The following is a 25,345-nucleotide window of genomic DNA, read 5'->3' as shown; positions in this document are numbered from 1 at the left end:
GCCCTGGTCCCCGCGAGCTGCGAGAATTCGGGCATGGCAGGAGTGAAGGGCCCGACGGAGTGGGCGAGGTACTGGCAGTACGCGGAGCTGCCCGACCTCGACCTGCTGCGGGCCCGCTACGTCCGCCACACCTTCCCGCGCCACAGCCACGAGGGCTACGTCTTCGGCACCATCACCCAGGGCGTCGAGGACGTCGGACTGCCCGGCGGAACCGTCCACGCCGGACCCGGCACCGTCGTCATGATCAACCCCGAGGTTCCGCACACCGCACGCGCCGGAGTGCCCGAAGGATGGGTGTACGCGACGCTCTACCCGTCCGCCCAGGTGATCAACGACATCGCGGCCGACACGACGAACCTGCGCGGCACGGTCGGGTTCACGGAGTCCGGCGTGGTCGATCCGTACGCGGGCCGGCTGATCGGCGAGGTCCACCGGGCGGCGGAGGAGGGTAACGCCCTCGCCGCCGACAGCGTGCTGCGGGCCCTGGTCACGCGCCTGCTCACCCGGCACGGCAGCGCCCTGCCGGCCCGTACGGCCGGGGCCGCGGGCGCACGGGACGCGGCACGCGCCCGGGCCGTCCTGGAGAGCCGGATGGCCGAGCCGCCCACCCTGGAGGCCCTGGCCACGGAGCTCGGCACGAGCCCGTTCGCCCTGCTGCGGGCCTTCAAGAAGCAGTACGGAACGCCGCCGCACACCTGGCTCACCGACGCCCGGGTCCGGCGTGCGCGGCGGATGCTCGACGCGGGCGCGGCCCCCGCCGCTGCCGCCGCCGAGGTCGGCTTCACCGACCAGCCGCATCTCAACCGTCATTTCACCCGCATAGTCGGGGTGCCACCCGGCGCCTACCAGCGCGAACGCGCAAGAACGTACAAGACCGGCCCCGACCTGCCCGGGTAGCGTCCCGGGCGTGGCAGAACAGACAGCACCCCCTCAGAGCGTCGCCGGCCCGCCCGGCGGTGCGACCACCGCCGAGGCCAAGCCGGACGCGGCCGTCGTACGTGACGCGCTCGGCGTCGGCATAGCCGTCGGCCTCTCCGGCTTCGCCTTCGGCGTCACCTCGGCCGGCTCCGGACTCAGCCTGCAGCAGACCTGTGCGCTCAGCCTCCTCGTCTTCACCGGCGCCTCCCAGTTCGCCCTGGTGGGCGCCCTGGCCGCCGGCGGCAACCCGTACACCGCGGCCGCCGGCGCCTTCTTCCTCGGCGTACGTAACTCCTTCTACGGCCTGCGGCTGTCGCAGCTGCTCGCCCTGCCGCGCGCGCTGCGCCCCCTCGCCGCGCAATGGGTCATCGACGAGACGACCGCCGTGACGCTGCCCCAGCCCACCCGGCGGGCCGCCCGGATCGGCTTCACCGTCACCGGTCTCACGCTGTACGTGCTGTGGAACCTCACCACGCTGGTCGGAGCGCTGGGCGCAGAGGCGCTCGGCGACACCGCCGCCTGGGGGCTGGACGCGGCGGGCCCGGCCGTCTTCCTCGCGCTGCTCGCACCCATGCTGAAGAGCACGACCGAGCGGGTCACGGCCGCGCTCGCCGTCGTGCTCGCCCTCGGCCTGCTGCCCGTGCTGCCCGCCGGGGTGCCCGTCCTGCTGGCCGCGCTCGCGGCGCCCGCCGTCCTCTTCCTGATGGGGCGCGCCAAGGGCGGGACCGCAGGCGAACCGGCCGGGATGGCCGAGGGAGCGCACGCAGCGGAGCGGGCCCCGGAGGCCGGGGATCCGCGCACCACCACGCAGGAGGACGGCCGATGAACGTCTGGATCGCCATCGCACTGACCGCCGTCGGCTGTTACCTCGCCAAGCTCCTGGGACTCCTGGTGCCCGCCGGCGCCCTGGAGCGCCCGCTCGTGCAGCGCCTGGCAGCGCTGCTTCCGGTGGCCCTGCTCGCCGCCCTGACCGCGCAGCAGACCTTCGCCGAAGGATCGCACCTGGTGCTCGACGCCAGAGGTGCCGGACTCGCCGCCGCGGCCCTCGCCCTCGTGCTCCGGGCGCCCTTCCTCGTCGTCGTGGGGGTGGCCGTGGTCGTCACCGCCGGAGTACGCGCCCTCGGCTGACCGCGCGCGACGGCCGAGGACGGATGGGTAAGGGGCTCGGTCCAATGGACCGAGCCCCTTACACCTGGCCTGCGGGATGCGCCCGTCTCAGTGCACGGGCGGAGCGGCCGCCGGAGCCTCGGGAACGTCCAGGCGCAGGGCGTCCTTCTCGGGCCGCAGGAAGCAGACGGCGAGCACCCCGGCGACCGCGACCAGACCCGCCATCAGGAGATATGCGGAGTGGTAGCCCGCGGGCACCGATGCGGCCGCATCCACCATCCGGCCCGTGACCAGCGGGGACAGGACGCCCGCCAGGGCGTAGACGAACGCCAGAGCCCCCAGGGCCACCCCGCGCTGCCCGGCCGGGGTGATCCGCGCGACGGCCGTCTGCGACACCGTGAGGATCACGTTCGTCAGCGCCATCGGGCCGACCATCAGCGCGATCTTCACGCCCACCGCGTCCACCTCCGCGAACGCGGCGATCGACACGGCGGCCACACACATCACCAGCCCTCCGCCGAGCCCCGCGGGCAGCCGGGGCGCCGTCCCCTTCGACGAGGCCCGCCGGGCGAGCAGGCCCTGCGTCAGCAGCACCACCGCGTTGCCCACCGCGGTCGCCGTCACCACGGCACCCGATTGCTTCAGGCTCAGTCCGGACACCTCGTGCAGATAGTCCGGAGCCCAGGTCAGCCCGGCCGAGAGCAGCCAGTAGGCGGCGAACGCCCCGAAGGCGGCCGTCAGCCAGGTGCCGGAGAGCAGCAGCCGTCGGTAGGGAACGGACGGAGCCCCCTCGTCACGGGCGGCGGACCGCCCGGCGAGCGGTGGGGCAAGAGGGCCCTCCTCGCCACGGGCGTACCAGCACACCGCCCAGACCAGACCGATGAGCCCCACGGAGCCGAAGGCCCAGCGCCACCCCCACACGTCGATCACCACGGTGAGCAGCGGAGCGGACACCGCCACCCCGCCCGCCGCACCGACCATCAGCACCGCCGTCGGCAGAGTCCGCTCCCGCTGCCCGAACCAGCCGTGCAGGTGGTGCACCGCCACCGGCGCCGCCGGACCCTCCGCAGCGCCGAGCAGCACCCGGGTCGCCAGCAGCGTCCCGAAACCCGCGGCACCCAGCAGCATCGGCAGCTGCGCCGCCGACCACAGCAGCGCCATGCCGAGCAGCAGCACCGTCGTCCGGACGCGGCGGGTCAGGAAGGACACCCCGAGCGCGGCCAGGCTGAACAGGGCGAAGAACGCGGCCTGCGCCGTACCGAACTCACCGCGGGTCAGCCCCAGCTCCGCGCGGATCGGATCGGCGGCCAGCCCCATCACGGTCTTGTCGGCGAAGTTCACCAGCATGAAGGTGAGCAGCAGCCAGGTGGTGCCCCAGGCGCCCCGTCGCAGTCGCCGCGCCCCTTCCGTGTCAGCGGGCGGCGCGGTCGCCTCCCCGGTGCCGGCGCTCATCCGTCCTCCCCGGGCTCCCCGCCGCAGCCGCAGGCTTCGTCGTCCGTGACGCCGACGCTGATCATTCCGGCCGCACGCCTGCGGCCCTCGGGCGAGCGCGTCAGCTCCGTCTCCAGATCGGTGCCCTCGGCCACCGCCGCAGACTCGGCGGCCGCCCAGTTGAACACTCCGCGCGCCATCGTCGACGTCTCGGCCGTCGCCCTCCGTGCGTAGACCCGGGCCCGTGTCCGTGCCACGTCCACATCGGCCGGGGCCGCCAGCGCGGCGGTCTCCGCCAGGTGCGCGGCCAGTCGCAGTTCGCCCTTGTCCAGCAGTTCGGCCGCGCGCGCCGCCAGCACGGCCGCACCGCCCGCCGCGGCGGCGAACTCGGCCGCGACCGCCGCGTCCGGAGCCGGCTTGAGGTGCGCCGGGTTCTGGTCGTACCAGCCGCCCCACAGCCGCCACAGGTTCCGTACGACGAACTCCGGCTCGTCGTAGGCCGGATGCAGATAGGGCCTCGCCAGCAGTTCCTGAGGCACCTGGACGCCGTGCACCACCGCGTCGAGGCGGTGGCCCGCGTTCATCAGGGCCCTGGTCTGCTCGCACAGTGACTCCAGGAGACGCGCGGTGTCATCGAGCGCCCGGTGGACCCGGTCCCTGCCCACGATCGGCACGCCGTGCCCCGGGAGCAGCAGTTCGGCACCCAGCTCCTGCATGGCGCGCAGCGCCCTCGCCCATTCCTCCGGATAGCGCTGCACCTTCTGGGGGTTGCCCGCGTTCGGCGTGTTCCAGATGAACAGGTCGCCGGTGCACAGCGTCTTGAGCTCGGGGATCCACACATAGGTGCTGTCGTCGGTCTCGCCCTTGGCGTGCACCAGCTCGAAGGTCAGACCGCCACGCCGGACCGTCATCCGCTCGCGGTAGGTGGTGTCGGGGTAGCGGTAGGTGGACGGCCAGTTCAGTGACGGCACGCCGAACTGCCTGCGGTTGATCCAGGTGTTGTACCCCGCGGTGCTGACGTAGCGGTCGAAGCGGGCGGTGACGGCCTCGTGCGCGATGACCTCGGGCCGCTCCCGGCCCTCGCTGTCCGCCTGCGCGTCGAAGGGCGCAACCCCGAAGACGTGGTCGATGTGCCCGTGCGTGTAGACGACCGTGCTCACCGGCTGCTCGCTGTACGCGCGGACCGCCTCGTGCAGCGGCCCGGCGGTACGGATGTCGCCCGAGTCCACCAGGACCAGCCCGTCGCCCGTGTCGAAGACCGCCACATTGGCGAAGGCGGGCAGGAAGCCGACCCGCTCGCGCACGGTCACCAGCCCCGCGCCCGAATACGTCCCCGACAGATGGGCCAGCAGGGTGTCCTCGCCCTGCCACACCCGGTCGACATAGCTGAGATAGTCCGTCGGCTTGTGCTCGGTCATACCTGCGGCTCCTTCGGTCCTGTGCGGCGGATCGCCGGAATCCAGAGTCTCGGCCTCCCCGGTGACCTCCGACACCCACCCTCGTCACACCGCCGCGCGCCGCATACTGTGACGTGTCACAGCACCCACCGGAACGCGGGAGAACCGCCGTGCCCCTGTCCGACGCGGCGAGAGCCCTCGCCCTGCGCTGCGAGCCCCGGGTCAACGAGCTGGCCCGGCACATGGCCCGGGAGTCCTTCGAGCAGCTTCCCGGGTACGCGGACCTCCCCGGCGACGTGAAGGACCTGGAGATCGCCGCCACCGCCCGGCACGGGGTGCGGCTCTTCCTGCGACGGGTCAGCGATCCGCATCCCGGCGCCGGCGGGCTGCGGCTGTTTCGCGAGCGGGCCGCGCAGCGCGCCGAGGAGGGCGTGCCCCTGCACCTCCTGCTGCGCACCCACGCCCTCGGCGTGTACGTCCTGTGGCAGGCGCTGCGCGAGGCGGCGGAGCCGGGCGAGCAGGGCGCGCTCATCGAACTCGTCGACCTGCTGCTCCAGTCGCACCACCTGCTCCTGGGCGCCGTGGCCGAGACCTACATGGACGAGCGCTCCGCGCTGGAGGCGGAGCAGCGGGAGCGGCGCCGCTCCCTGGTCCGCGGCTTCCTGGACGGGACGCTGGAGCCGGTTCCGGCGCTGCTGGAGGAACTCGGTCTGGACGGGCCGGCACTGGTGCTCGCCGTCGCCCTGGAACCTGAGGACGGCCCGGGCGGGCCGGACGGCGGGCAGCCGGACGCCCCCGGCCCGGTGACGGTGCGGCGCGGCATGCGGCGGATCCAGACGGTCCTCGACCAGACCTTCGGTACGGAGCTGCTGTTCCTCTTCGACGCGGGTGCCGGCCACGCCGTCGTCCCGCGGGACTGCGAACCGCCGGACGATCTCGCCCGCCGGCTGTCCCGCGCCTGCGGGGCCGGGGTGCGGATCGCCGCGGCGCGGGCCGATTCACCCGCGGCGGTGCCCGAGGCGTCCCGCACGGCGACGGAGATCCTGCGGATCGCGCGGGTGTGCGGGCTGCCCCCGGGGGTGCACGGTCTCGACGACGTGCTCCTGGAATTCCACCTGTCGCGGCCCGGCCCCAGCGGCCGGCGCATCGCGGCCCTGCTGGACCCGGTCGCCGCCCGCCCCGAACTCCTGCGGACCCTGCGGACGTACCTGGCGCAGCAGCAGGACCGGCGCCTCACCGCCGTACTCCTCGGGCTGCACCCCAACACCGTCGACAACCGGCTCGCCCGGCTCGCGGAACTGACCGGGCTCGACCTCGGCTCACCGCGCGGCACCGCGCTCGCCATCGCCGCCCTGCTCCTGCGCGACACCGGGCAGGGGGACGAGGGGAGGGGCGGCGCGTGAGAGACCCCGGGCCGGTGGCGGCTGCCGAGCGCGGACCGCTGTCCGGTGCTCCGGTCAGTCCAGGCCGCGTCCGTGGGCCCGCAGCGTCTGCAGGGCCCTGAGCGTCACCAGGGGGCGCCCCTCCAGGGCGGTTCCCGGTGCCCACTGGCGCCAGGTCACCGGCCAGCCGCCGTCCGCCTCCTGCCCGGCCGCCAGATGGTCCAGGGCCCGGTCCATCTCCTCGTCGGTGAACCACCGGCGCGCGAGCGATTCGGGAGCGCGGGCGTAGTCGTACGGGAAGTGCTGCTCGCCCGGTGCGTACCCGGCCGCGACCGGGTACTCCGCGCGGCGTTCCGGGTGCAGCACCGCGAGCCGCTGGTCGCGCACCAGACGTCCCAGCCGGTCGGCGGCGGCCTCGGCCCGAGGCCGGTCCGGCGCACCGTCGAGGAAGGCGACCGCGGCCTCGATCTCGTAGGGATGCGACGCCTCCAGGGCGTCGACGGCGGCCCAGCAGAAGTCGGTGGCCCGGAACAGCCAGGCGTGCCACACCGAGTTGCGGTGCAGCAGCCCGACGACGGGACCGGTGGCCAGCAGCTCGGCCGGCGGGTCGTCGACGACGGGGATGAACGGAGCGGCCGGGTAGCCGCGTTGCGAGGGGAGCAGAGCGGGTAAGGCCCCTTCCTTGGTGGAGACGTCGGTCAGGTAGCGGCAGATGCGTTCCACCCGTAGCCCGCCGCAGCGGTCGATGGAGTCGAGGACGCTCAGCGCGTGTGCCGTGTGCAGCGGCTGACTGACGGGACCGCGCAGGTCGGGTTCGAGCGCATGGCCGTACCCGCCGTCCTCGTTGAGATAGGCGGCGAGTGCCGTCTCGACGGCGTCCGCGCTTCCCTTCAGGAAGTGATGCGCGAACCGCCGCTGTTCGAGGACACGGGCCGTGAGCCAGATGAACTGCTCGGCACGGTTGAGGGGACTTGTTCCGGTTCCAGCCATGGACCGACCGTAGGACGGTTGGCGCGCTCGGCGAGGCCTGGCGGCCCTGCTGCACTCTCAGGAGCGGGATACTGGTGGCATGCGGTTGACGATTTTCTGGGAACGGATGGCAGACCACTTCGGCGCGGGGTACGCCGACTCCTTCGCGCGTGATCACGTGATGGCGGAACTCGGCGGGCTCACGGTGCGGCAGGCACTGGACGCGGGCTGGGAGACCAAGGACGTGTGGCGAGGGGTCTGCACGGCGGTCGGCATCCCCGCGGACAAGCGCTGACACACGGTCCGGCGCGGTGCGGCGGAGGCTCGTCCTCCGGGGCGCGCGACCGTTTGCCCCGGCAGTAGGCGAGACTTGCCCCGTGGCACCGACAGACGAGACCGTTCAGACCCAGCCGCCCGCCGATCCGCCCGTCCCGCCGGTCGCGCCGTCCGGCACCGGGCCCGTCCGCATGCCGGCCTGGCTGCCGCGGGCCATGGTGCTCGCCCTGGCGCTCTACGGTTGCTTCCGGCTCGGCAGCTGGGCCTTCGACCAGCTCATCGGCCTGCTGATCAACGTGCTGATCGCCTTCTTCCTGGCGCTCGCGATCGAGCCCGCGGTGAGCCGTATGTCGTCCCGCGGCATGCGCCGGGGCTTCGCCACCTTCCTGGTCTTCCTCGGCGTGCTGATCGCCGGGGCCGGATTCGTCGTGCTTCTCGGCTCGATGCTCGCGGGCCAGATCGTCGACATGGTGGAGGACTTCCCGAAGTACCTCGACTCGGTGATCAACTGGGTCAACCAGACGTTCCACACCGAGCTCTCCCGGGTCGAGGTGCAGGACAGCCTGCTGCACTCCGACTGGCTGCAGAAGTACGTCCAGAACAGCGCGACCGGGGTGCTCGACGTGTCCACCACGGTTCTCGGCGGGCTGTTCCGGCTGCTGACGATCTTCCTGTTCTCGTTCTACTTCGCCGCCGACGGCCCACGGCTGCGCCGCGGACTGTGCTCCGTCCTGCCGCCGGCCCGCCAGGCAGAGGTGCTGCGGGCCTGGGAGATCGCGGTCGACAAGACCGGCGGCTACCTCTACTCGCGCGGCCTGATGGCGCTCATCTCCGGCATCGCGCACTACATCCTGCTGCTGGCCCTCGGCGTGCCGTACGCGCCGGCGCTCGCGGTCTGGGTGGGACTCGTCTCGCAGTTCATCCCCACGATCGGTACGTATCTGGCGGGCGCCCTGCCGATGCTGATCGCGTTCACCGTCAACCCCTGGTACGCGCTGTGGGTGCTCGGGTTCGTCGTCGTGTACCAGCAGTTCGAGAACTACGTGCTGCAGCCCAAGCTGACCTCGAAGACCGTCGACATCCACCCGGCGGTCGCCTTCGGTTCGGTCATCGCCGGTACGGCGCTGATGGGTGCCGTCGGCGCGCTCATCGCCATCCCGGCCGTGGCCACGCTCCAGGCCTTCCTCGGCGCGTACGTGAAGCGCTACGCCGTCACGGACGACCCCCGGGTGCACGGCCGCCACCAGTGGCAGCGCGGCGAGGCACTGTCCACGCGGCTGCGCCGGATCTGGCACGCCCCCGAGCCCGACGACGGGCAGGAGCCGGACCACGGGCAGGAGCCGGACCACGGGCAGGAGCCGGGAGCCGACGACGCCGACGACGGGCAGGATCCGGGGGGTCCGCAGCCGCGCTCCTGAGGGCGCGGTGTGCAGCGGTCCGGTGATGTTGTCCCCATACGGCCGGGATTCGGCATGACGTCGGACACATGATCTTGACTCCCTGAAACCCGGATGCTAGGCGCTATCCTGGGGGCGAGTCGGTGCGGCGTGGTGCGCTTGACACCAAAATCGAACATCCTTTCTCATGGGATTCCGGCCGGGTTTTGCCGGACTCGACCGTGGAGTTGTCCACAGGCCGGGAGGACGTCGAGGCCCATTGTCAGTGGCAGGGGTTAGCGTCTGAGACGTGAAGCGATCGACTCAAGCAAATCGGGTGGAACCCATGGCAGGAAACGACCGCGAGAAGGCGCTGGACGCCGCACTCGCACAGATTGAACGGCAATTCGGCAAGGGCGCGGTGATGCGCCTGGGCGAGCGGCCGAACGAGCCCATCGAAGTGATCCCCACCGGGTCCACCGCGCTCGACGTCGCGCTCGGCGTCGGCGGTCTGCCGCGCGGCCGTGTGGTGGAGGTGTACGGACCGGAGTCCTCCGGCAAGACGACGCTGACGCTGCACGCGGTGGCGAACGCGCAGAAGCTCGGCGGCTCGGTGGCCTTCATCGACGCGGAGCACGCGCTCGACCCCGAGTACGCGAAGAAGCTCGGCGTCGACATCGACAACCTCATCCTGTCCCAGCCGGACAACGGTGAGCAGGCCCTCGAGATCGTGGACATGCTGGTCCGCTCGGGCGCGCTCGACCTGATCGTCATCGACTCCGTCGCGGCGCTCGTGCCGCGAGCGGAGATCGAGGGCGAGATGGGCGACTCGCACGTGGGTCTGCAGGCCCGTCTGATGAGCCAGGCGCTCCGGAAGATCACCAGCGCGCTCAACCAGTCCAAGACCACCGCGATCTTCATCAACCAGCTCCGCGAGAAGATCGGCGTGATGTTCGGCTCGCCGGAGACCACCACCGGCGGCCGCGCGCTGAAGTTCTACGCCTCGGTGCGCCTCGACATCCGCCGGATCGAGACGCTCAAGGACGGCACCGACGCGGTCGGCAACCGCACCCGCGTCAAGGTCGTCAAGAACAAGGTCGCGCCGCCCTTCAAGCAGGCCGAGTTCGACATCCTCTACGGCCAGGGCATCAGCCGCGAGGGCGGTCTGATCGACATGGGCGTGGAGCACGGCTTCGTCCGCAAGGCCGGCGCCTGGTACACGTACGAGGGCGACCAGCTCGGCCAGGGCAAGGAGAACGCCCGCAACTTCCTCAAGGACAACCCCGACCTCGCCGACGAGATCGAGAAGAAGATCCTGGAGAAGCTGGGCGTCGGAGTCCGGCCCGAGGCCGAGCAGCCCGTCGCCGAAGCCGGTGCGGACGCGGCAGGCGTGGCGGCGGTTCCGGCCGACGGCGCGGCGAAGGCGGTACCCGCTCCGGCCGGCAAGGCCAAGCCGGCCAAGGCGGCGGCGGCCAAGAGCTAGACCGTGACGCGTCGTACGGAGTGGCCGGGCAGCGCCGCCGACCCCGGCGCGGGCCCCGGTCCCGAATTCGCCCCCGGGCACACGGCCGGATCCGACAACGAGCCCGATCCCTCCCACGAGCCGGCCACCAGGGCCGGCCGCGGCAGGGGTCCGGGCCCGGGGGCCGGATTCGGCGAGGGGGCGGGGCGCCGTTCCCGCTCCCGTTCCCGGGACAGCGGCTCCTCCTCCTCGTCGAGGGCCGAGAAGGAGGAGCCGCGAGATCCGGTCGAGCAGGCGCGCAACATCTGCCTGCGGCTGCTCACCGGGACTCCGCGCACCCGCAAGCAGCTCGCGGACGCCCTGCGCAAGCGGGAGATCCCGGACGAGGCGGCCGAGGAAGTGCTCTCGCGCTTCGAGGACGTCGGCCTGATCGACGACGCCGCGTTCGCCGGTGCCTGGGTGGAATCCCGGCACCACGGCCGCGGTCTGGCGCGCCGCGCCCTCGTCCGGGAGCTGCGGACCAAGGGGGTGGACTCCGCCGTGATCGACGAGGCCGTCGGTCGGCTCGACTCCGAGCAGGAGGAGGAGACCGCGCGTGAACTCGTCGCGCGCAAGCTCCGGTCCACCCGGGGCCTGGAGCGCGACAAACGGCTTCGCCGCCTTGCGGGCATGCTCGCCCGCAAGGGGTACGGGGAGGGAATGGCCCTGCGCGTGGTGCGCCGGGCACTTGAGGAAGAGGGCGAGGACACCGAGGGGCTGGACGACACCTTCTGAGTGCTGCCGGCGTTCGTTCGGGGCCGGCCCAAGGGTGCGGTCCGGTGACGGAGGCGCTGCGGGGCGTCGAGGGGCGCTGTGCGGTGCCGGTGCGTAGAGGTGGGGGCCGCCCCGGGCGCTACTGCCCGGCGCGGGCCGCGCGGCTGATGGTGGCGTCGATCAGGGCGAGGGCGTCCGCTGCGGTGCGTCCGGGGTAGCGGTTCCACGGCCCGATCAGCCCGGTCCAGCCCTGGGAACGGAGCTCGGCGATCAGCCAGGCACCGGCCCGGTCGACGGTGTGCACCGATCCGTGGCCCAGCCGGTGTGCGGTGAGCATGGCGCCGCAGATGCAGCGGGCGCCCCGCGCGTTGCGGAGCCGGTAGGGGGTGTTCTGCCAGCCCCACTCGGTCAGGATCTGCCGCGCATGGGCGAGATGGACGGAAGGCCGCACCTCCGGCTGTCCGATGCGCCGCCAGGCATGGAGCCGGTCCGGCAGCACCGCACCGAGCCGCCCGGGAAGGGGCCGCTCACGCGGCACGGCGGCGGGCAGGGTGCGCACGGTGTCGGCGATGAGCTGCTCCACCGGGACGGACAGCAGGGCGCGCCAGTCGTCCGAGGGCGCCGGCCGCCCCTGGGCGTCGCCGGGCGGGACGGGGCACAGGGTTTCGGGGACGGTGACGTCCCAGCCCGTGACGATCTGCTGCCAGGCCTCCGAGTCATGGAGGCGAGCGGCCTGGACGTCGACGTCGTCGGGGGTGAGAGAGGTGGTCGGCATGGGTGCGGGCTCCCCGTCGTAGCAGCGGCACAGCGTCGGGCACAGCCGTCGCCCCCGCCGTCACAGCGGTGGCGTCATGGCCGGGCCGTAGCGGTCCTTGGCGTTGAGGCGAATGTCCGTCGGGCCCGCGGTTCCCTCCACCGGAGCGAGGCCATACGGGTGTGTCGCGACGCATTCGGGGCCGGGGAGGCCTGTCGTACGGGGGACAGCCCCCGTACGAAGACGCCGGAATGCTCCAGTGCACAGACATCTGTGCACAGAGCAGTGTGTGACGCATGCCAGAACAGTCCGGCGGTACCGAGATCACGGAGCTGGCGGCCCTCAAGGCCCTCGCCCAGCCGCGACGCCAGCAGATCCTTCAGCACCTGACCCTGCACGGCCCGGCGACCTCCGCGATCCTGGCCCGCGCCCTGGGGCTGAACACCGGAGCCACCAGCTACCACCTGCGCGAACTCGCCCGGTACGGCTTCGTGGCCGACACCGCGCCGCCGCGCGCGCCGGGTGCGCGCCGGGCGCGGTGGTGGCGAGCCGTTCCCGGCGACCGCCGATTCCCGCCGCCGTCCCGCCGGACACCCGGGATGCGGCTGGTCATGGACGAGCTGAACCGGCATGCGTACGCCGCCGACCTCGCGCTCTTCGAGCGGCTCCAGCGCGAGAGCGGTGCGGCGGCGGAGGCACGGGGCACCGACGGACGTACCGCCACCGGACGTACCGCCACCGGACGTGCCTCTGACGGTCACACCGCTGACGGACGTGCTGACGAGTGGGCCGACGCGCACGCCTACTCGCGTGGCTCGCTGCGGCTCACGCTCGCCGAACTCCAGGAGTTCTTCGAGGAGTACATCGCCCTCATGAACCGCTACAAGCGCCCCGACGCCGAGACCCCGGCCGGCGCCCGTACGGTCCACACCCGCCTGCTCGCCTTCCCGGACCCCGGCCCGGACGCCCCCGGCCCTGACGGGTCCGCCCCCGACGACGCCTCCCAGGCCGACAACAGAAGAGAGACGGACGCATCATGATGCTGCGCTACGCCCTGCGAACGGTCCGCGACCGCAAGGGAGGATTCCTCGGAGCGCTGCTGGCCCTCATGTGCGCCGCCGCCCTCGTCACCGCCTGCGGCACCCTGCTGGAGACGGGCCTGCGCGGCCGGATCGCCACCGAGCGGTACGCCGCGACCCCGCTCGTCGTCTCCGCGGACCAGAACGTCCACCGGACCACCGTGAAGCACAGGGGCAACGGCAAGACGAAGGTCAAGCACAAGGCCAAACCGGTCGCCGAACGCGCCTGGCTGCCCGCCGGTACCGCCGACCGCCTCCGGAACCTGGAGGGCGTGCGCACGGTCGTGCCCGAACTGACCTTTCTCGCCGAGCCGTTGGGTCTGCCGTCCCGCGGTGAGGACGACGGGCCGCCCTCGTACGGCCACGCCTGGGACTCCGCGCCGCTCACCCCGTTCGCCCTCACCGCGGGCCGCGCCCCGGCCTCGGCCGACGACGTGGTGATCGACCGGGGACTCGCCGGACGGGCAGGTCTCACCGCCGGGGACCGCCTCACCGTGCAGTCCACCCGAGCACCGCGCACCTACCGCGTCAGCGGCATCGCAGCTCCCCGCGGACACGGTGAACTCCGGCAGCAGACCTCGCTGTTCTTCTCCACCGCGGAGGCGGAGCGCCTCGCCGCCCGCCCTGGACAGGTCTCCGCCCTGGGCGTGCTGCCGGTACCGGGTACGGACACCGGCCTGCTGAAGGAGCGGGTCGCGCACGCCCTCAAGGGCACCACGGCACAGGTCTCGACGGGCGACGGGCGCGGACCGGTCGAGTTCCTGGACGCCGCCGGAGCCCGGGTCAAGCTGGTCTCCATGGGAGGGGCCATGGGCGGCACCTCCCTGCTGGTCGCGGTCCTCGTGGTCGTCGGGACCTTCGCCCTCTCCATCCAGCAACGCCACCGGGAACTGGCCCTGTTGCGCACCATCGCGGCCACTTCGCGGCAGATCCGCCGGCTGCTCGGACGCGAGGCACTGCTGGTCGGCGCCGTGGCCGGAGTGCTGGGCGCCCTGGCCGGGCTGCCGCTCGCCCGATGGCTGCACGGTCGATTCATCGACATGGGTGTGATTCCGGCGACGCTGGAGCGGACGGCCGGAATCCTTCCCGCCTGTGCGGCCCTGGCCGTCACCCTCCTCGGCGCCTGGGCCGCCGCCCGGATCGCCGGCCGCCGCATCGCCCGTCTCCGTCCGGCCGAGGCGATGGCCGAGGCCGCGGTCGAGCGGCGCCGCCCCGCCCGGGGCCGGACCGTCGCGGGCCTGGCCCTGCTCATCGGCGGCGGGGTACTGATCGCGCTCCTCGGCATCCTGCACACCGAGGCCGCCTCCACGCCTGTCACCTTCCTGGCCGTGGTGGTCTGCGCCACGGCGGTCTCACTGCTCGGCCCGCTCCTGGTCCGCGCTGCCGCCGTCCTGCTGGCCGGGGTGCTCCGGATGACCGGCCATGTCGGCGCCCTGGCGGCCGCGAACATTCGCGGGAACTCCACCCGGATGGCCTCCGTCGTCACCCCCCTCACCCTGCTCATCGGCATGACCTGCACGGTTCTCTTCGTGCAGCCGACCCTCGGTGACGCCGCGCTCGCCCAGGCCCGTGAGGGCACCCACGCCACCTGGGTGCTGGGCGCGTCGAGGGGCCCCGGCGTCCCCCCGGCCGCCGCCGCGGCCGTCCGTGCGACGCCCGGAGTCACCGCCGCCACGGAGGTGGTCCGCACCACCGTCCGGGTCGGGCTCACCAAGTACCCGGCCCAGGGGGTCACGGCGGCCGGATTCGACCGCACCTGGGACCCCGGTGTGACGCGGGGTTCGCTCGCCGCGTTCACCGCGGGCACCCGTACCGCCGCCGTCAGCGAACTCGCCGCCGACCAGCTGGGGCTGCGCCCCGGCAGCGAGCTGAAGCTGCACCTGGGCGACGGCACCCCCGCCACCCTCACGGTCGCCGCCGTCTACCGCCGGGGCCTGGGCTTCGGCGACCTGACGCTGCCGCACGACCTGGTCGCCCGGCACATGGACAACCCCCTGGCCGCGACCGTCCTGGTCGCCGGTGACGCGAGCCGTAACGAACTGGCCGCCGCGGTACGCCCGTTCCCGGGGCTCACGCTCGTGGCCCCCGAGACCGCCGACCGGCTCCAGGCGGACCGCCAGCAGGAGAACGCCGAGGTGAACCTCCTCGCGATGGGGCTGGTCCTGGCCTTCACCGCCATCGCCGTCGTCAACACGCTCGCCATGTCGGTCTCCGAGCGGATCAAGGAGTTCGCGCTGCTCCGGCTGGCCGGGGCGACCCGCCGCCAGGTGCTGCGGATGCTGCGCATCGAGACGCTGTCGGTGCTGCTCGTCGCGACGGCCCTGGGCACCGGGATCGCGCTCGCCGTGCTGACCGCCTTCAGCATCGGCATGACGGGCGGTGCGGCGCCCGCCGTGGTGCCCCTGGTGTACGTGACCGTGGTGGGCGTCGCCGCCCTGCTCGCCCTGGTCGCCACGGCGCTGCCCGGCAGGCTGGCCCTGAAGGCCCGCCCGGTGGAGGCCGTCACGAGCAGATGAGCCGGAACCGAAGGGTTCCTGGGCTCCCGGTCACACCTCGACCGGGAGCCCCGCCGCACGCCAGGCCTGGAAACCGCCGGCCAGGTCCGTCGCCCGGTGCAGCCCGAGCCGGTGCAGCGATTCGGCGGCGAGGCTCGACGCGTACCCCTCGTTGCAGATCACCACCACCCGCAGGTCGTGGCTCACGGCCTGTGCCGCGCGATGGCTGCCCCGCGGGTCCAGCCGCCACTCCAGCTCGTTGCGCTCGACGACGAGGGCGCCCGGGATCAGCCCGTCCCGCGCCCGCAGTTCCGCGTAACGGATGTCCACGAGCAGCGCGCCCTCCTCGGCCGCCGCCCTCGCCTCCTCCGGGCCGAGCCGCTCGTATCCGGCCCTGACCCGCTCCAGGAGTTCGTCGATCCCGACCCGGCCGTCGTCGCTGTCGCTGCCGCTGTCGTCCCGTATGTCGCTCACTGCCAGTCCTCCGGACGTTCGGTGTGTTCGAGGCGCAGCACCGCGTCGGTGCGGCTGTAGCGCCGGATCTGCGGCAGCGGCGGATAGTACGCGTGGACGGAGACGGCGTGCTCCGTGACGGACTCGTTCAGCACCTCGTGGACGTGGTGGCGGCCGAACGCCCTGCCCTGACCTGCCGTCAACTCCCTGGTCCGGTCGATGTCCTCGGCCAGTTCGAGAGTCTTCCAGCCGTCGGTGGGCAGCCGCGCCGCGAGCGAGTGCTCCTTCAGCGTGCCGGCGGCGGTGAGGAAGGCGCCGATCGAGTCGGCGTGGTCGTGCCAGCCGGTGCCGGTGCCGGGCGGCCAGCCGATCAGCCAGGCCTCACTGCCGCCCGGTCCGTCGAGCCGGACCCAGGTACGGCCCTCGGGATCGAGGGGGAGCGAGGCGATGAGCGCGCTGTCCGCGGCGGTGCGGCGGACGAAGTCGAGGAGTTCCGCGGCGTTCGGACCGGAGGACGTACGTACGGAGACAGGGGAGGGTGAGGCAGACACAGGGACCGTCCTGAGAGTTCGCGTGGATGCCCCGGCCGCACGTCACAGGGCGCGGCGGAGCAGGAGAAGGCGAGTCAGCAGGACGGGCGACACACGCAGCCCGCATAGCGGAGCAGGTCCATATGGACCCTCCGCCACAGGCGCACATCGGTGTCGGTCATGTTCCGGAGTAGACCATGTGCGCCTGCGGGGGTCAATTGATGTCTGCGGTCCGGTCGGAGCGCACGGAGGTGAGAATCGCGCCGCCGCGCGCCGCGTCCGCCGCCGCGAGAAGCTCCGCCGGGTGTACCCCGCCGAACGACTCCACGAGATGGCCGTCCGGCCTCACCAGCAGCACGGTGTGCGCGGAGGCCCCCGGATAGCTCTCGGCGACCAGCAGCTCGGCCTTCACCGGCAGCCCGTCGACCGTCTCGACCAGCCGGGGCATCACTCCGGCCCGCATCCAGTGGCGCCGGTCCCAGACCCCGGTTCCCGGCGCCACGAGGACCACCAGCAGATGCCCCTGCCCCAGCCGGTCGCGAAGCCGTACGGGCGTTCCGTCCGGCGCGGTGACCCGCACATCGGCGACCGGCGCACCCGGGGGCGTACCCACGGCGGTGTGCGCCTCGGCACGAGCGGGCGCAAGGGGGGAATGGGAGTAGGACGGGGGCGCACCGAGCGGTCCGCACCCCAGATGCCCGTCGGTGAGCAGCGAATCGTGCCCCCGTGCGCTCCCCGGGACCAGGGTCCGCAGGCCTCCTCCGCCGCGCAGTATCGGCAGCGACTGGTCGGCGGCGCGCAGCCGCGAGGCCACCGCGGCCCGTCGTTCGGCCTGGTAGCTGTCGAGGAGTACGTCGGACGCGCCCTGATGCCAGGCCAGCGCCAGCTTCCACGCCAGGTTCTCGGCGTCCCGCAGTCCTTCGTCGAGCCCCTGGGTACCCAGCGCACCCAGCAGATGGGCGGCGTCCCCGGCCAGGAAGGCCCGCTTCACCCGCCACCGCCGGGCGAGCCGGTGATGGAGCGTGTAGACGCCGGTGTCCAGCAGTTCGTACGGGGGTGTCTCGCCGCACCAGCCCGCCAGGGTGTCCCGGACTCGGGTGACCAGGACGTCCGGTGTGACGAGCTCGCCGCGCGGCGGCAGCAGCCAGTCCAGCCGCCAGACCCCGTCCGGCAGCGGCCGCGCGGTGACCTCGGCGCCGCCGGTGCGCCAGGGCGGCAGCCGGTGCAGCACGGCTTCGCCGGGCCAGGGCAGCTCGGTGCGCAGTGCGGCGACGGCGTGCCGCTCCACCGCCGTACGCCCGGGGAAGCGGATGTCCAGGAGCTTGCGCACGGTGGACCGCGCCCCGTCGCAGCCGACCAGATAACTCCCGCGCCACCAGGTGGAACCGGGCTCCCGGGTGTGCACGGTCACCCCGTCCGGGTCCTGCTCCAGCGTGTCGATCCGGCTCAGCCGCGCCGTCTGCACGAGCTCGTGCGACGCCACCGCGTCCCGCAGCCCCCGCACCAGGGCGTGCTGCGGTACGTGAACGGGGGCGGCCGGCGGATCGCCGTCGGGCGAACCCTCGCCGAGCGGAAGCTCGCGCACCAGCTGCCTGCGCCGCATGGAACGCCAGCCGGACCAGCGCAGCCCCTCGTCCTGCAGCGTCTTGCAGCCGAGCCGTTCCACCAGGGCGGCGGTGTCCTCGCGCAGCACGACCGTGCGGGCCGGGCGCGTCTCGTCCCTGCCCGGGTCCTCGTCGAGGAGCACGGACGGCACCCCCTGCGCCGCGAGGGCGAGCGACAGCACCAGGCCGACCGGCCCGGCACCGACGACGATCACCGGGTCCACGGCGCGGCCTCCGCAACACCTGTGGTCGGACGCGGGAAGGCGCACGGGAGGAGCGATGAGTCCGGGCCGGCCCCTGGGGCGGAGGGCGGCGTCGAAGGAGATGCGGCGGCGGAGGCTCGGGGCGCGATCACAGAACGTATGCAACCTACTGCCGGTGCGTGCGTCAAGTGACACCGGAACGCGGCGAGGGGCGGTGGCGCATGCGCCACCGCCCCTCGCGGGTGTCTGTCGACGGGCCGTCAGACGGCGCGTCCGCCATCGATTTTGAGCGACGGCGCATCGATCGTCTCCAGGTCGCCCCCGGGACCGGTGCCCACGACGGCTCCTGTGCTCTTCTTCGCGCGCCGGAGCCGCTGCTCCAGCCAGCTCGCGAACGAGGTGAGGGCGTAGTTCAGCGCCAGGTAGATCACGGCGACGATCGTGAAGCACGCGATGGTGTTCGCGCCGTAGTTCGCGGCCATCGGCCGGACCGAGGCCAGCAGCTCCGGGAAGCTGAGCACCGCGCCCCCGAGGGCGGTGTCCTTCACGATCACCACGACCTGGCTGACGATCGCGGGCAGCATGGCGGTCACCGCCTGCGGCAGCAGCACGAAGACCATGGTCTGGCCCTTGCGCATGCCGATCGCCTTGGCCGCGTCCGTCTGCCCCGAGGGAAGCGTCAGGATGCCGGCCCGCACGATCTCGGCGAGCACCGAGGCGTTGTAGAGCACCAGGCCCGTGATCACGGCGTACAGCAGGCGGGTGTCCGGGGAGAGTTCGGTGTACTCGAAGTACGCCTGGTTCGCGATGAGCATCAGGATCAGGACCGGAATGGCCCGGAAGAACTCCACCACCACACCGGACGGTGCCCGCATCCACCGGTGGTCCGAGAGCCTGCCGATCCCGAACAGCGCGCCCAGCGGAAGCGCGATGATCAGCGCGAAGAACGCCGCCTTGAGGGTGTTCTGGAGCCCGGGCCAGATGTACGTCTCCCACGGCTGGGAGCTGGTGAAGAAGGGCTTCCACTTGATCCAGTCGAGCTGGTGCTTCGAGGCGAGACCGTCGTACACCCACCACACCACGGCTGCCGCGCCCAGCACGAACAGGACGGTGTAGAGGACGTTCCGGCGCTTGGCGCGCGGCCCCTGGGCGTCGTAGAGGACCGAGGTCATCGCTTCACCGCCACCTTCTTGCTCACCCAGCCGAGGATGAGGCCGGTCGGGAGGGTCAGAACGATGAACCCGAACGCGAAGACGGCCGAGATCAGAAGCAGCTGCGCTTCGTTCTCGATCATCTTCTTCATCAGGTAGGAGGCCTCCGCCACCCCGATCGCGGAAGCGACGGTGGTGTTCTTCGTCAGCGCGATCAGCACGTTCGAGAGCGGGTTGACGACCGAGCGGAAGGCCTGCGGGAGAACGATCAGCCGCAGTACCTGGGTGAAGCTCAGCCCGAGGGCGCGTGCCGCCTCGGCCTGACCGACCGGCACCGTGTTGATGCCGGACCGCACCGCCTCGCACACGAACGCGGCGGTGTAGGCGCTCAACGACAGGACGGCGAGCCGGAAGTTGATGCCCGTGATGTCCGTTGCGCCGAGACGGACGGCCAGCGTCGAGTACAGACCCAGCGAGGAGAACATAATGATCACGGTCAGGGGGATGTTCCTGACCACGTTGACGTAACCGGTCGCGAAACCGCGCATCAGGGGGACCGGGCTGACCTTCATGCCGGCCAGCAGCGTTCCCCATATGAGGGAGCCGAGGGCGGAGTAGACGGTGAGTTGCACCGTCACCCAGAAGGCCCCCAGCAGGTCGTAACCTTCAAGAAAGTCGAACACGATCTCCCGCGCTTCCGCGTGTAGGAGGGCACGGCGCGCCGCCCTCAGTGGCGGCGCGCCCGGTCAGCCCTGCTTCACTTGACGACGTTGCCGATCTTCGGGGCGGGCTCGTTCTTGTAGTTCGCCGGGCCGAAGTTGGCCTTCACGGCCTTGTCCCACGAACCGTCCGAGACCATCTTGGTCAGAGCGTCGTTGATCTTCTTCTTGAGGTCGGCGTCGCCCTTCTTCAGGCCGATGCCGTAGTTCTCGTTGGTCATCTTGAAGCCGGCCAGCTTGAACTTGCCCTTGTTGGCGTCCTGCGAGGCGTAGCCGGCCAGGATGCTGTCGTCCGTGGTCAGCGCGTCGACGACCTTGTTCTCCAGGCCGGTCAGGCACTCCGAGTAGCCGCCGTACTCCTGCAGCTCCGCCTTCGGGGCGAGCTTGTCGTGGACGTTCTGCGCCGAGGTCGAGCCGGTGACCGAGCAGAGGTTCTTGTTGTTCAGGTCCTCGGGCGCCTTGATGGAGGTGTCGTCCGCGCGGACCAGGATGTCCTGGTGGGCGAGGAGGTACGGACCGGCGAAGTCGACCTTCTTCAGCCGCTCGTCGTTGATCGAGTACGAGGCGGCGATGAACTTGACGTCACCGCGCTCGATCGACGTCTCACGGTCGGCGCTCTTGGTCTCCTTGAACTCGATGTCCTTGGCGTCGTAGCCGAGCTCCTTGGCCACGTACGTGGCGACATCGACGTCGAAGCCGGTGAACTTGCCGTCCGGGGTCTTCAGGCCGATACCCGGCTGGTCGATCTTGATGCCGATCGTGATCTTCTTGCCGCCGCCCGAACCGGACGCGTCGTCCTTGTCGTCGGAACCACAGGCGGTGGCGGTCAGGGCGAGGGCGAGCACGGCGGCCGAGGCGGCGGTGACCTTACGAAGCTGCATGGTGAAATTCCCTAGAGTTGACGCGATGTGAGTGATCGGCCGGTCCGGGGACCGGCGCTGAAAGCTCCATCAGTGGTGAAGGATCTTCGACAGGAAGTCCTTGGCCCGGTCACTGCGCGGGTTGCTGAAGAACTGGTCGGGCACGGCCTCTTCGACGATCTTCCCGTCCGCCATGAAGACGACCCGGTTCGCCGCGGAACGGGCGAAGCCCATCTCGTGGGTGACGACGACCATGGTCATGCCGTCGCGGGCGAGCTGCTGCATGACCTCCAGCACCTCGTTGATCATCTCCGGGTCGAGCGCGGAGGTCGGCTCGTCGAAGAGCATGACCTTCGGGTCCATCGCCAACGCCCGTGCGATCGCCACACGTTGCTGCTGACCGCCGGAAAGCTGGGAGGGGTACTTGTCGGCCTGGGTCGCGACGCCCACCCGGTCGAGCAGTGAACGCGCCTTGTCCTCGGCAGCCTTCTTGTCCGTTTTGCGGACCTTGAGCTGGCCGAGCGTCACGTTCTCCAGCACCGTCTTGTGCGCGAAGAGATTGAACGACTGGAAGACCATGCCGACATCGGCGCGCAGCCTCGCCAGCTCCTTGCCCTCCTCGGGAAGAGGCTTTCCGTCGATCGAGATCGCGCCCGAGTCGATCGTCTCCAAGCGGTTGATCGTGCGGCACAGCGTGGACTTCCCGGACCCGGAGGGCCCGATGACGACCACGACCTCGCCACGGGCGATCGTCAGGTCGATGTCCTGGAGCACATGCAGCGCGCCGAAGTGCTTGTTGACGTTGCTCAGCACAACCAGGTCGCCGGCCGCGGGTGCAGCGTCCTCGACGCCCTTGGTCACTGAAACTCCGCTCATCGGCTTCTTGCTCCGTCCTCCTCGGTTGGCAAGGACCTTAGTGACGCAGTGCGACCAGCGTCATTACATCTGAGCGGAAATTGAGCATAACGATCCGGCTGCAACCGGACACTCCGTGTGAACAGGACGCACTCCCGGACCCCCGGGGCGTACCGGGTGCATAACGGAAACCTCGATGCAACGGAAGGGGCCTTGACTGGCCCACCCGTCATCGGAGTGGATGCCCTAATACACCCTGACGTGAAACGCCCCGGTACGGGGAAGTAACCGGGGGTGTGCGCGACCGTACCGATCACCGCACCGACCGCTCAACACCTTCGGAGAGGGGGGCCATGAGACTGCTGCTCGTCGAGGACGACAACCACGTCGCCGCCGCCCTGTCCGCGATCCTCGCGCGGCACGGCTTCCAGGTGGTGCACGCCCGCAGCGGCGAGGAGGCCCTCCAGGCGCTCCTGCCGACCGAGACCGAACCCTTCGGCGTCGTGCTCCTCGACCTCGGTCTGCCCGACCAGGACGGCTACGAGGTGTGCGGGAAGATCCGCAAGCGCAGCTCCGTACCCGTGATCATGGTGACCGCGCGGGCCGACGTCCGCTCGCGGATCCACGGACTCAACCTCGGCGCCGACGACTACGTGACCAAGCCGTACGACACCGGCGAGCTCCTCGCCCGTATCCACGCCGTCAGCCGGCGCAAGCCGGTCAACGAGGACACCGCGCCCACGCCCGTCGCCGCGCTGCGTCTGGGGCATGTGCACATCGAGCTCCCGACCCGCCGGGTCAGCGTCGACGGAAGCGAAGTGCAGCTCACCCGGAAGGAGTTCGACCTCCTCGCGCTGCTCGCCCAGCGGCCCGGTGTGGTCTTCCGCCGGGAGCAGATCATCAGCGAGGTGTGGCGGACGAGCTGGGAGGGGACGGGACGCACGCTGGAGGTGCATGTCGCATCCCTGCGCTCCAAGCTGCGGCTGCCCGCCCTGATCGAGACCGTGCGCGGGGTCGGCTACCGACTCGTCGCCCCGTCCGCGTAGAAGGCGCACGCTCCCGTTGCGTACCCGGCTGCTTCCGCTGCTCATCGTCCTCATGGCGAGCGTCCTGCTCGCGCTCGGCTTCCCGCTGGCCGTCAGCGGGGCCGCCGCCGAGCAGCAGCGCGTGGTGATCGACCGCATCGACGACACGGCACGCTTCGCCGCACTCGCCCAGTTCATCACCGAACGCACCAGCGGCTACGACGAACGGCGCCGCACGCTCCAGACCGAGCTGGAGACGTACGACTCCGTGTACGGCATCCGGGCCGGCGTCTTCTACCGCGACGACACCGCCATGGCGAAGGCCCCGTCGAGCTGGCGGCTGCCGGTCGAGGGCGAGGGCCGGGAGGCGTTCAAGGAGGCGCTCCTCGGCCGCCGCAGCCACGATCCGCCGCAGGTCTGGCCCTGGCAGGACGGCCGCGTCGTCGTCGCCTCGCCCGTCGTGCGGGACGGCGACGTGATCGCCGTCGTCGTCATCGACTCTCCGACCGCCCAGATGCGCTCGGAAACGCTCCGCGGCTGGCTGCTGATCGCCGCGGGGGAGGTGGTCGCGATGCTGGTGGCCCTTGGCGCCGCGAACCGGCTCACGGGCTGGGTGCTGCTTCCCGTAAGGACGCTGGACGCCGCGGCCCACGACATCGCCAGCGGCCGGATGCGGTCCCGGGTGGCGGCCTCCGGCGGTCCTCCGGAACTGCGGCGGCTGGCCCGCTCGTTCAACGAGATGGCCGACAACGTGGAGGACGTGCTGGAGCAGCAGCGCGCCTTCGTCGCGGACGCCTCGCACCAGTTGCGCAACCCACTGGCCGCGCTGCTGCTGCGGATCGAGCTGCTCGCCCTCGAACTCCCCGAGGGCAACGAGGAGATCGCCTCGGTGCGCACGGAGGGCAAGCGCCTGGGGCAGGTGCTCGACGACCTGCTCGACCTGGCCCTCGCCGAGCACGCCGACGTCGATCTGCAGCTCACGGACATCGGCGCCCTCACCTCCGAACGGGTCGCGTCCTGGCGGCCGGTGGCCGAGGAGAAGGGCGTACGGCTCCGGGCGGACGGCATTCCCGCGGTCACCGCGTGGGCGGATCCCATCGCCCTGTCCAGCGCGCTCGACGCGATCATCGACAACGCGCTCAAGTTCACGCCCGCCGACGAGGAGGTCCGGGTCACGGTCGCCTCCGGCAGCGAGCGCGTCACGGTCGTCGTCGCGGACCACGGGCCCGGTCTCAGCGAGCAGGAGATGGAACGCGTCGGCGACCGGTTCTGGCGCAGCTCCCAGCATCAGAACGTACGGGGGTCGGGTCTGGGCCTCTCCATCTCCAAGGCGCTCCTCGCCGCGGGCGACGGTGCGCTGTCCTGCGCGCGCAACGAGCCGCACGGGCTGTGCGTGACCGTCTCGGTTCCGCGCGACGACCCGCGGAGCTGAGAGGTGAGACGCCGCGAGGCGCTTCTCAGGGCTTGACCGAGCGGTAGTAGCGCTTGGCCCCTTCGTGCAGCGGCAGCGGATCCGTGTAGATCGCCGTCCGCAGGTCCACCAGCTGCGCGGCGTGCACCTCGCGCCCGATCCGGTCCCTGCTGTCGATCACCGTGCGGGTGAACGCCTCCGTCATGGCCGGGTCGGTGCGGTCCGTCGTCACCAGCACGTTGGCGACGGCCACGGTGGGCACGGCCTGCCCCTGCTGCGCGTTCAGGTAGGCGTCGGCCGGCATCACGGCCGAGCGGTAGAAGCGGGTGGACCCGCCGGCCGCCTGGAGCTGCTTGATGAGCGGATCCTCCAGCGGGACCAGCCGGATCGAGAACCGGTCCGAGAGGTCCGCCACCGCGGTGGTCGGCAGCCCGCCGGACCAGAAGAACGCGTCGAGCCGGCCGTCCTCCAGCAGCTTCGGCATCGTGTCGATCCCGGCCGGCACCGCCGTCACATCGCCGACGGGGTCCAGCCCCGCGGCCCTCATCAGCCGGTCCGCGACCAGCCGCACCCCCGACCCCGGCTGTCCGACCGCGACCGTCTTGCCCCGCAGATCCGCCACTTCGTTGATGTCCGAGCCCCGCTTCACGACGAGCTGGATGTAGTCGTCGTACAGCCGGACGCAGCCCCGCAGCCGGTCGGCGCCCGGCTTGCCGTCCCGGAGGTAGGTGGCGAGGGCGTCGGTGGTGGCGATGGTGAAGTCGGCCTTGCCGGTCGCGACCCGGGCGATGTTCTGCTGCGAGCCCTCGCTGGTCTGCAGCTCTATCGACACCTCGGGCAGGTCCTTGGCGAGCGCGCCCCTGAGCCGCTCCCCGTAGCGCTCGTAGACGCCGCTGCGCACCCCGGTGCTGAACCGCAGCGTCCCGTTCGGCGCCGGTTCCCCGAGGGGGAGCAGCCACCACAGCAGCAGTCCGAGCACGACGACGAGGGCGGCGCCCGCCCGCAGCGAGCGACGCCGGCCGATTCGGGACAGAGCCGGGAGCATGGCGGCGATCCTGCCAGGTGGTTCCCGCCCCTGGCCAGGGGCGCCCGCCGATCTCACGTCCGCCCGGCGGCCGGGAACACCGTCCGGACA

General features: G+C 71.8%; 24 protein-coding genes. 12 read left to right on the top strand and 12 right to left on the bottom strand.

What is annotated here, in order from left to right; translation table 11 throughout:
• Positions 1 to 33: 33 nt before the first annotated feature.
• From OG521_10315 to OG521_10305, 3 genes are read left to right on the top strand one after another with little or no spacing between them, the layout of a single operon-like run.
• Positions 34 to 897 carry an AraC family transcriptional regulator gene (locus OG521_10315; protein ID WUW21163.1) on the top strand — a complete coding sequence of 288 codons (864 nt, stop codon included), beginning with the start codon at positions 34 to 36 and terminating at the stop codon, positions 895 to 897.
• Positions 898 to 907: 10 nt separating this feature from the next.
• Positions 908 to 1,744: an AzlC family ABC transporter permease gene (locus tag OG521_10310; GenBank protein WUW21162.1), complete on the top strand. Its 837-nt coding sequence runs from the start codon at positions 908 to 910 to the stop codon at positions 1,742 to 1,744.
• Positions 1,741 to 2,046, top strand: coding sequence for an AzlD domain-containing protein (locus OG521_10305; protein ID WUW21161.1), 306 nt, complete (start codon positions 1,741 to 1,743; stop codon positions 2,044 to 2,046). Before OG521_10310 ends, OG521_10305 begins: the two co-directional genes overlap by 4 nt.
• 87 nt (positions 2,047 to 2,133) lie before the next feature.
• On the opposite strand, the gene OG521_10300 is transcribed toward OG521_10305, so the two are convergent.
• Both OG521_10300 and OG521_10295 read right to left on the bottom strand, forming a co-directional pair.
• Positions 2,134 to 3,477 carry an MFS transporter gene (locus OG521_10300; GenBank protein ID WUW21160.1) on the bottom strand — a complete coding sequence of 448 codons (1,344 nt, stop codon included), beginning with the start codon at positions 3,475 to 3,477 and terminating at the stop codon, positions 2,134 to 2,136.
• Positions 3,474 to 4,874, bottom strand: coding sequence for an MBL fold metallo-hydrolase (locus OG521_10295; GenBank protein ID WUW21159.1), 1,401 nt, complete (start codon positions 4,872 to 4,874; stop codon positions 3,474 to 3,476). Before OG521_10295 ends, OG521_10300 begins: the two co-directional genes overlap by 4 nt.
• 149 nt (positions 4,875 to 5,023) lie before the next feature.
• Here OG521_10295 and OG521_10290 point away from each other — a divergent pair, with 149 nt between their 5' ends.
• Entirely contained in the window at positions 5,024 to 6,256 is a 1,233-nt protein-coding gene (locus OG521_10290; GenBank protein WUW21158.1) for a helix-turn-helix domain-containing protein, read from the top strand.
• 54 nt (positions 6,257 to 6,310) lie between these two features.
• On the opposite strand, the gene OG521_10285 is transcribed toward OG521_10290, so the two are convergent.
• Positions 6,311 to 7,225 (bottom strand): hypothetical protein, encoded by a 915-nt coding sequence (locus OG521_10285; protein WUW21157.1) that lies wholly within the window; start codon positions 7,223 to 7,225, stop codon positions 6,311 to 6,313.
• Between the two features lie 79 nt (positions 7,226 to 7,304).
• Here OG521_10285 and OG521_10280 point away from each other — a divergent pair, with 79 nt between their 5' ends.
• The 4 genes from OG521_10280 to recX all read left to right on the top strand — a co-directional run bounded on the left by OG521_10280 (position 7,305) and on the right by recX (position 11,092).
• Positions 7,305 to 7,499, top strand: coding sequence for a DUF3046 domain-containing protein (locus OG521_10280; protein WUW21156.1), 195 nt, complete (start codon positions 7,305 to 7,307; stop codon positions 7,497 to 7,499).
• A 172-nt stretch (positions 7,500 to 7,671) separates the two neighbouring features.
• Positions 7,672 to 8,898 (top strand): AI-2E family transporter, encoded by a 1,227-nt coding sequence (locus OG521_10275; GenBank protein ID WUW26634.1) that lies wholly within the window; start codon positions 7,672 to 7,674, stop codon positions 8,896 to 8,898.
• A gap of 304 nt (positions 8,899 to 9,202) precedes the next feature.
• Positions 9,203 to 10,339 carry a recombinase RecA gene (recA, locus tag OG521_10270; protein WUW21155.1) on the top strand — a complete coding sequence of 379 codons (1,137 nt, stop codon included), beginning with the start codon at positions 9,203 to 9,205 and terminating at the stop codon, positions 10,337 to 10,339.
• A 3-nt stretch (positions 10,340 to 10,342) separates the two neighbouring features.
• Entirely contained in the window at positions 10,343 to 11,092 is a 750-nt protein-coding gene (gene recX, locus OG521_10265) for a recombination regulator RecX (GenBank protein WUW21154.1), read from the top strand.
• 118 nt (positions 11,093 to 11,210) lie between these two features.
• On the opposite strand, the gene OG521_10260 is transcribed toward recX, so the two are convergent.
• Positions 11,211 to 11,846 (bottom strand): hypothetical protein, encoded by a 636-nt coding sequence (locus OG521_10260; protein WUW21153.1) that lies wholly within the window; start codon positions 11,844 to 11,846, stop codon positions 11,211 to 11,213.
• A gap of 275 nt (positions 11,847 to 12,121) precedes the next feature.
• Between OG521_10260 and OG521_10255 the strand changes: the two genes are divergently transcribed.
• Together OG521_10255 and OG521_10250 are read left to right on the top strand one after the other, a co-directional pair.
• A complete protein-coding gene (locus OG521_10255) occupies positions 12,122 to 12,865 on the top strand; it encodes a helix-turn-helix domain-containing protein (protein WUW21152.1) in 744 nt (247 codons plus the stop codon).
• Positions 12,862 to 15,420, top strand: a complete 2,559-nt coding sequence (locus OG521_10250) for an FtsX-like permease family protein (protein ID WUW21151.1) — start codon at positions 12,862 to 12,864, stop codon at positions 15,418 to 15,420. The genes OG521_10255 and OG521_10250 overlap by 4 nt, the downstream gene beginning before the upstream one ends.
• 30 nt (positions 15,421 to 15,450) lie before the next feature.
• Here the strand turns inward: OG521_10250 and OG521_10245 are convergent, their stop codons facing one another.
• The 7 genes from OG521_10245 to OG521_10215 form a co-directional block, all read right to left on the bottom strand.
• Positions 15,451 to 15,873: a rhodanese-like domain-containing protein gene (locus OG521_10245; GenBank protein WUW21150.1), complete on the bottom strand. Its 423-nt coding sequence runs from the start codon at positions 15,871 to 15,873 to the stop codon at positions 15,451 to 15,453.
• Positions 15,870 to 16,403: a cysteine dioxygenase gene (locus OG521_10240; GenBank protein WUW21149.1), complete on the bottom strand. Its 534-nt coding sequence runs from the start codon at positions 16,401 to 16,403 to the stop codon at positions 15,870 to 15,872. Before OG521_10240 ends, OG521_10245 begins: the two co-directional genes overlap by 4 nt.
• Before the next feature lie 193 nt (positions 16,404 to 16,596).
• Positions 16,597 to 18,210, bottom strand: coding sequence for an FAD-dependent monooxygenase (locus OG521_10235; GenBank protein ID WUW21148.1), 1,614 nt, complete (start codon positions 18,208 to 18,210; stop codon positions 16,597 to 16,599).
• 239 nt (positions 18,211 to 18,449) lie between these two features.
• A complete protein-coding gene (locus OG521_10230; GenBank protein ID WUW21147.1) occupies positions 18,450 to 19,361 on the bottom strand; it encodes an amino acid ABC transporter permease in 912 nt (303 codons plus the stop codon).
• Complete coding sequence (locus OG521_10225; GenBank protein WUW21146.1) at positions 19,358 to 20,023, bottom strand: amino acid ABC transporter permease; 666 nt, start codon at positions 20,021 to 20,023, stop codon at positions 19,358 to 19,360. The genes OG521_10230 and OG521_10225 overlap by 4 nt, the downstream gene beginning before the upstream one ends.
• Before the next feature lie 74 nt (positions 20,024 to 20,097).
• Entirely contained in the window at positions 20,098 to 20,940 is an 843-nt protein-coding gene (locus tag OG521_10220; GenBank protein WUW21145.1) for a glutamate ABC transporter substrate-binding protein, read from the bottom strand.
• Positions 20,941 to 21,009: 69 nt separating this feature from the next.
• Positions 21,010 to 21,795 carry an amino acid ABC transporter ATP-binding protein gene (locus tag OG521_10215; protein ID WUW21144.1) on the bottom strand — a complete coding sequence of 262 codons (786 nt, stop codon included), beginning with the start codon at positions 21,793 to 21,795 and terminating at the stop codon, positions 21,010 to 21,012.
• Between the two features lie 332 nt (positions 21,796 to 22,127).
• Between OG521_10215 and OG521_10210 the strand changes: the two genes are divergently transcribed.
• Positions 22,128 to 22,820, top strand: coding sequence for a response regulator transcription factor (locus OG521_10210; protein ID WUW21143.1), 693 nt, complete (start codon positions 22,128 to 22,130; stop codon positions 22,818 to 22,820).
• Between the two features lie 16 nt (positions 22,821 to 22,836).
• A complete protein-coding gene (locus OG521_10205; protein WUW21142.1) occupies positions 22,837 to 24,231 on the top strand; it encodes a HAMP domain-containing histidine kinase in 1,395 nt (464 codons plus the stop codon).
• A gap of 25 nt (positions 24,232 to 24,256) precedes the next feature.
• On the opposite strand, the gene OG521_10200 is transcribed toward OG521_10205, so the two are convergent.
• Entirely contained in the window at positions 24,257 to 25,255 is a 999-nt protein-coding gene (locus OG521_10200; protein ID WUW21141.1) for a TAXI family TRAP transporter solute-binding subunit, read from the bottom strand.
• Between the last annotated feature and the right edge of the window lie 90 nt (positions 25,256 to 25,345).

Origin of the sequence: Streptomyces sp. NBC_01463 (assembly GCA_036227345.1) — a bacterium.
In the GTDB taxonomy this organism is placed as follows: domain Bacteria; phylum Actinomycetota; class Actinomycetes; order Streptomycetales; family Streptomycetaceae; genus Streptomyces.
This window is presented reverse-complemented; position numbering and strand designations above follow the sequence as displayed.

Excerpts from the sequence above, each read along its gene's own strand:
- OG521_10315 (WUW21163.1), top strand. The coding sequence starts at position 34 with ATGGCAGGAGTGAAGGGCCCGACGGAGTGGGCGAGGTACTGGCAGTAC.
- OG521_10305 (WUW21161.1), top strand. The coding sequence starts at position 1,741 with ATGAACGTCTGGATCGCCATCGCACTGACCGCCGTCGGCTGTTACCTC.
- OG521_10300 (WUW21160.1), bottom strand. The coding sequence starts at position 3,477 with ATGAGCGCCGGCACCGGGGAGGCGACCGCGCCGCCCGCTGACACGGAA.
- OG521_10295 (WUW21159.1), bottom strand. The coding sequence starts at position 4,874 with ATGACCGAGCACAAGCCGACGGACTATCTCAGCTATGTCGACCGGGTG.
- OG521_10285 (WUW21157.1), bottom strand. The coding sequence starts at position 7,225 with ATGGCTGGAACCGGAACAAGTCCCCTCAACCGTGCCGAGCAGTTCATC.
- OG521_10280 (WUW21156.1), top strand. The coding sequence starts at position 7,305 with ATGCGGTTGACGATTTTCTGGGAACGGATGGCAGACCACTTCGGCGCG.
- OG521_10275 (WUW26634.1), top strand. The coding sequence starts at position 7,672 with ATGCCGGCCTGGCTGCCGCGGGCCATGGTGCTCGCCCTGGCGCTCTAC.
- recA (WUW21155.1), top strand. The coding sequence starts at position 9,203 with ATGGCAGGAAACGACCGCGAGAAGGCGCTGGACGCCGCACTCGCACAG.
- OG521_10260 (WUW21153.1), bottom strand. The coding sequence starts at position 11,846 with ATGCCGACCACCTCTCTCACCCCCGACGACGTCGACGTCCAGGCCGCT.
- OG521_10255 (WUW21152.1), top strand. The coding sequence starts at position 12,122 with ATGCCAGAACAGTCCGGCGGTACCGAGATCACGGAGCTGGCGGCCCTC.
- OG521_10250 (WUW21151.1), top strand. The coding sequence starts at position 12,862 with ATGATGCTGCGCTACGCCCTGCGAACGGTCCGCGACCGCAAGGGAGGA.
- OG521_10230 (WUW21147.1), bottom strand. The coding sequence starts at position 19,361 with ATGACCTCGGTCCTCTACGACGCCCAGGGGCCGCGCGCCAAGCGCCGG.
- OG521_10220 (WUW21145.1), bottom strand. The coding sequence starts at position 20,940 with ATGCAGCTTCGTAAGGTCACCGCCGCCTCGGCCGCCGTGCTCGCCCTC.
- OG521_10215 (WUW21144.1), bottom strand. The coding sequence starts at position 21,795 with ATGAGCGGAGTTTCAGTGACCAAGGGCGTCGAGGACGCTGCACCCGCG.
- OG521_10210 (WUW21143.1), top strand. The coding sequence starts at position 22,128 with ATGAGACTGCTGCTCGTCGAGGACGACAACCACGTCGCCGCCGCCCTG.
- OG521_10200 (WUW21141.1), bottom strand. The coding sequence starts at position 25,255 with ATGCTCCCGGCTCTGTCCCGAATCGGCCGGCGTCGCTCGCTGCGGGCG.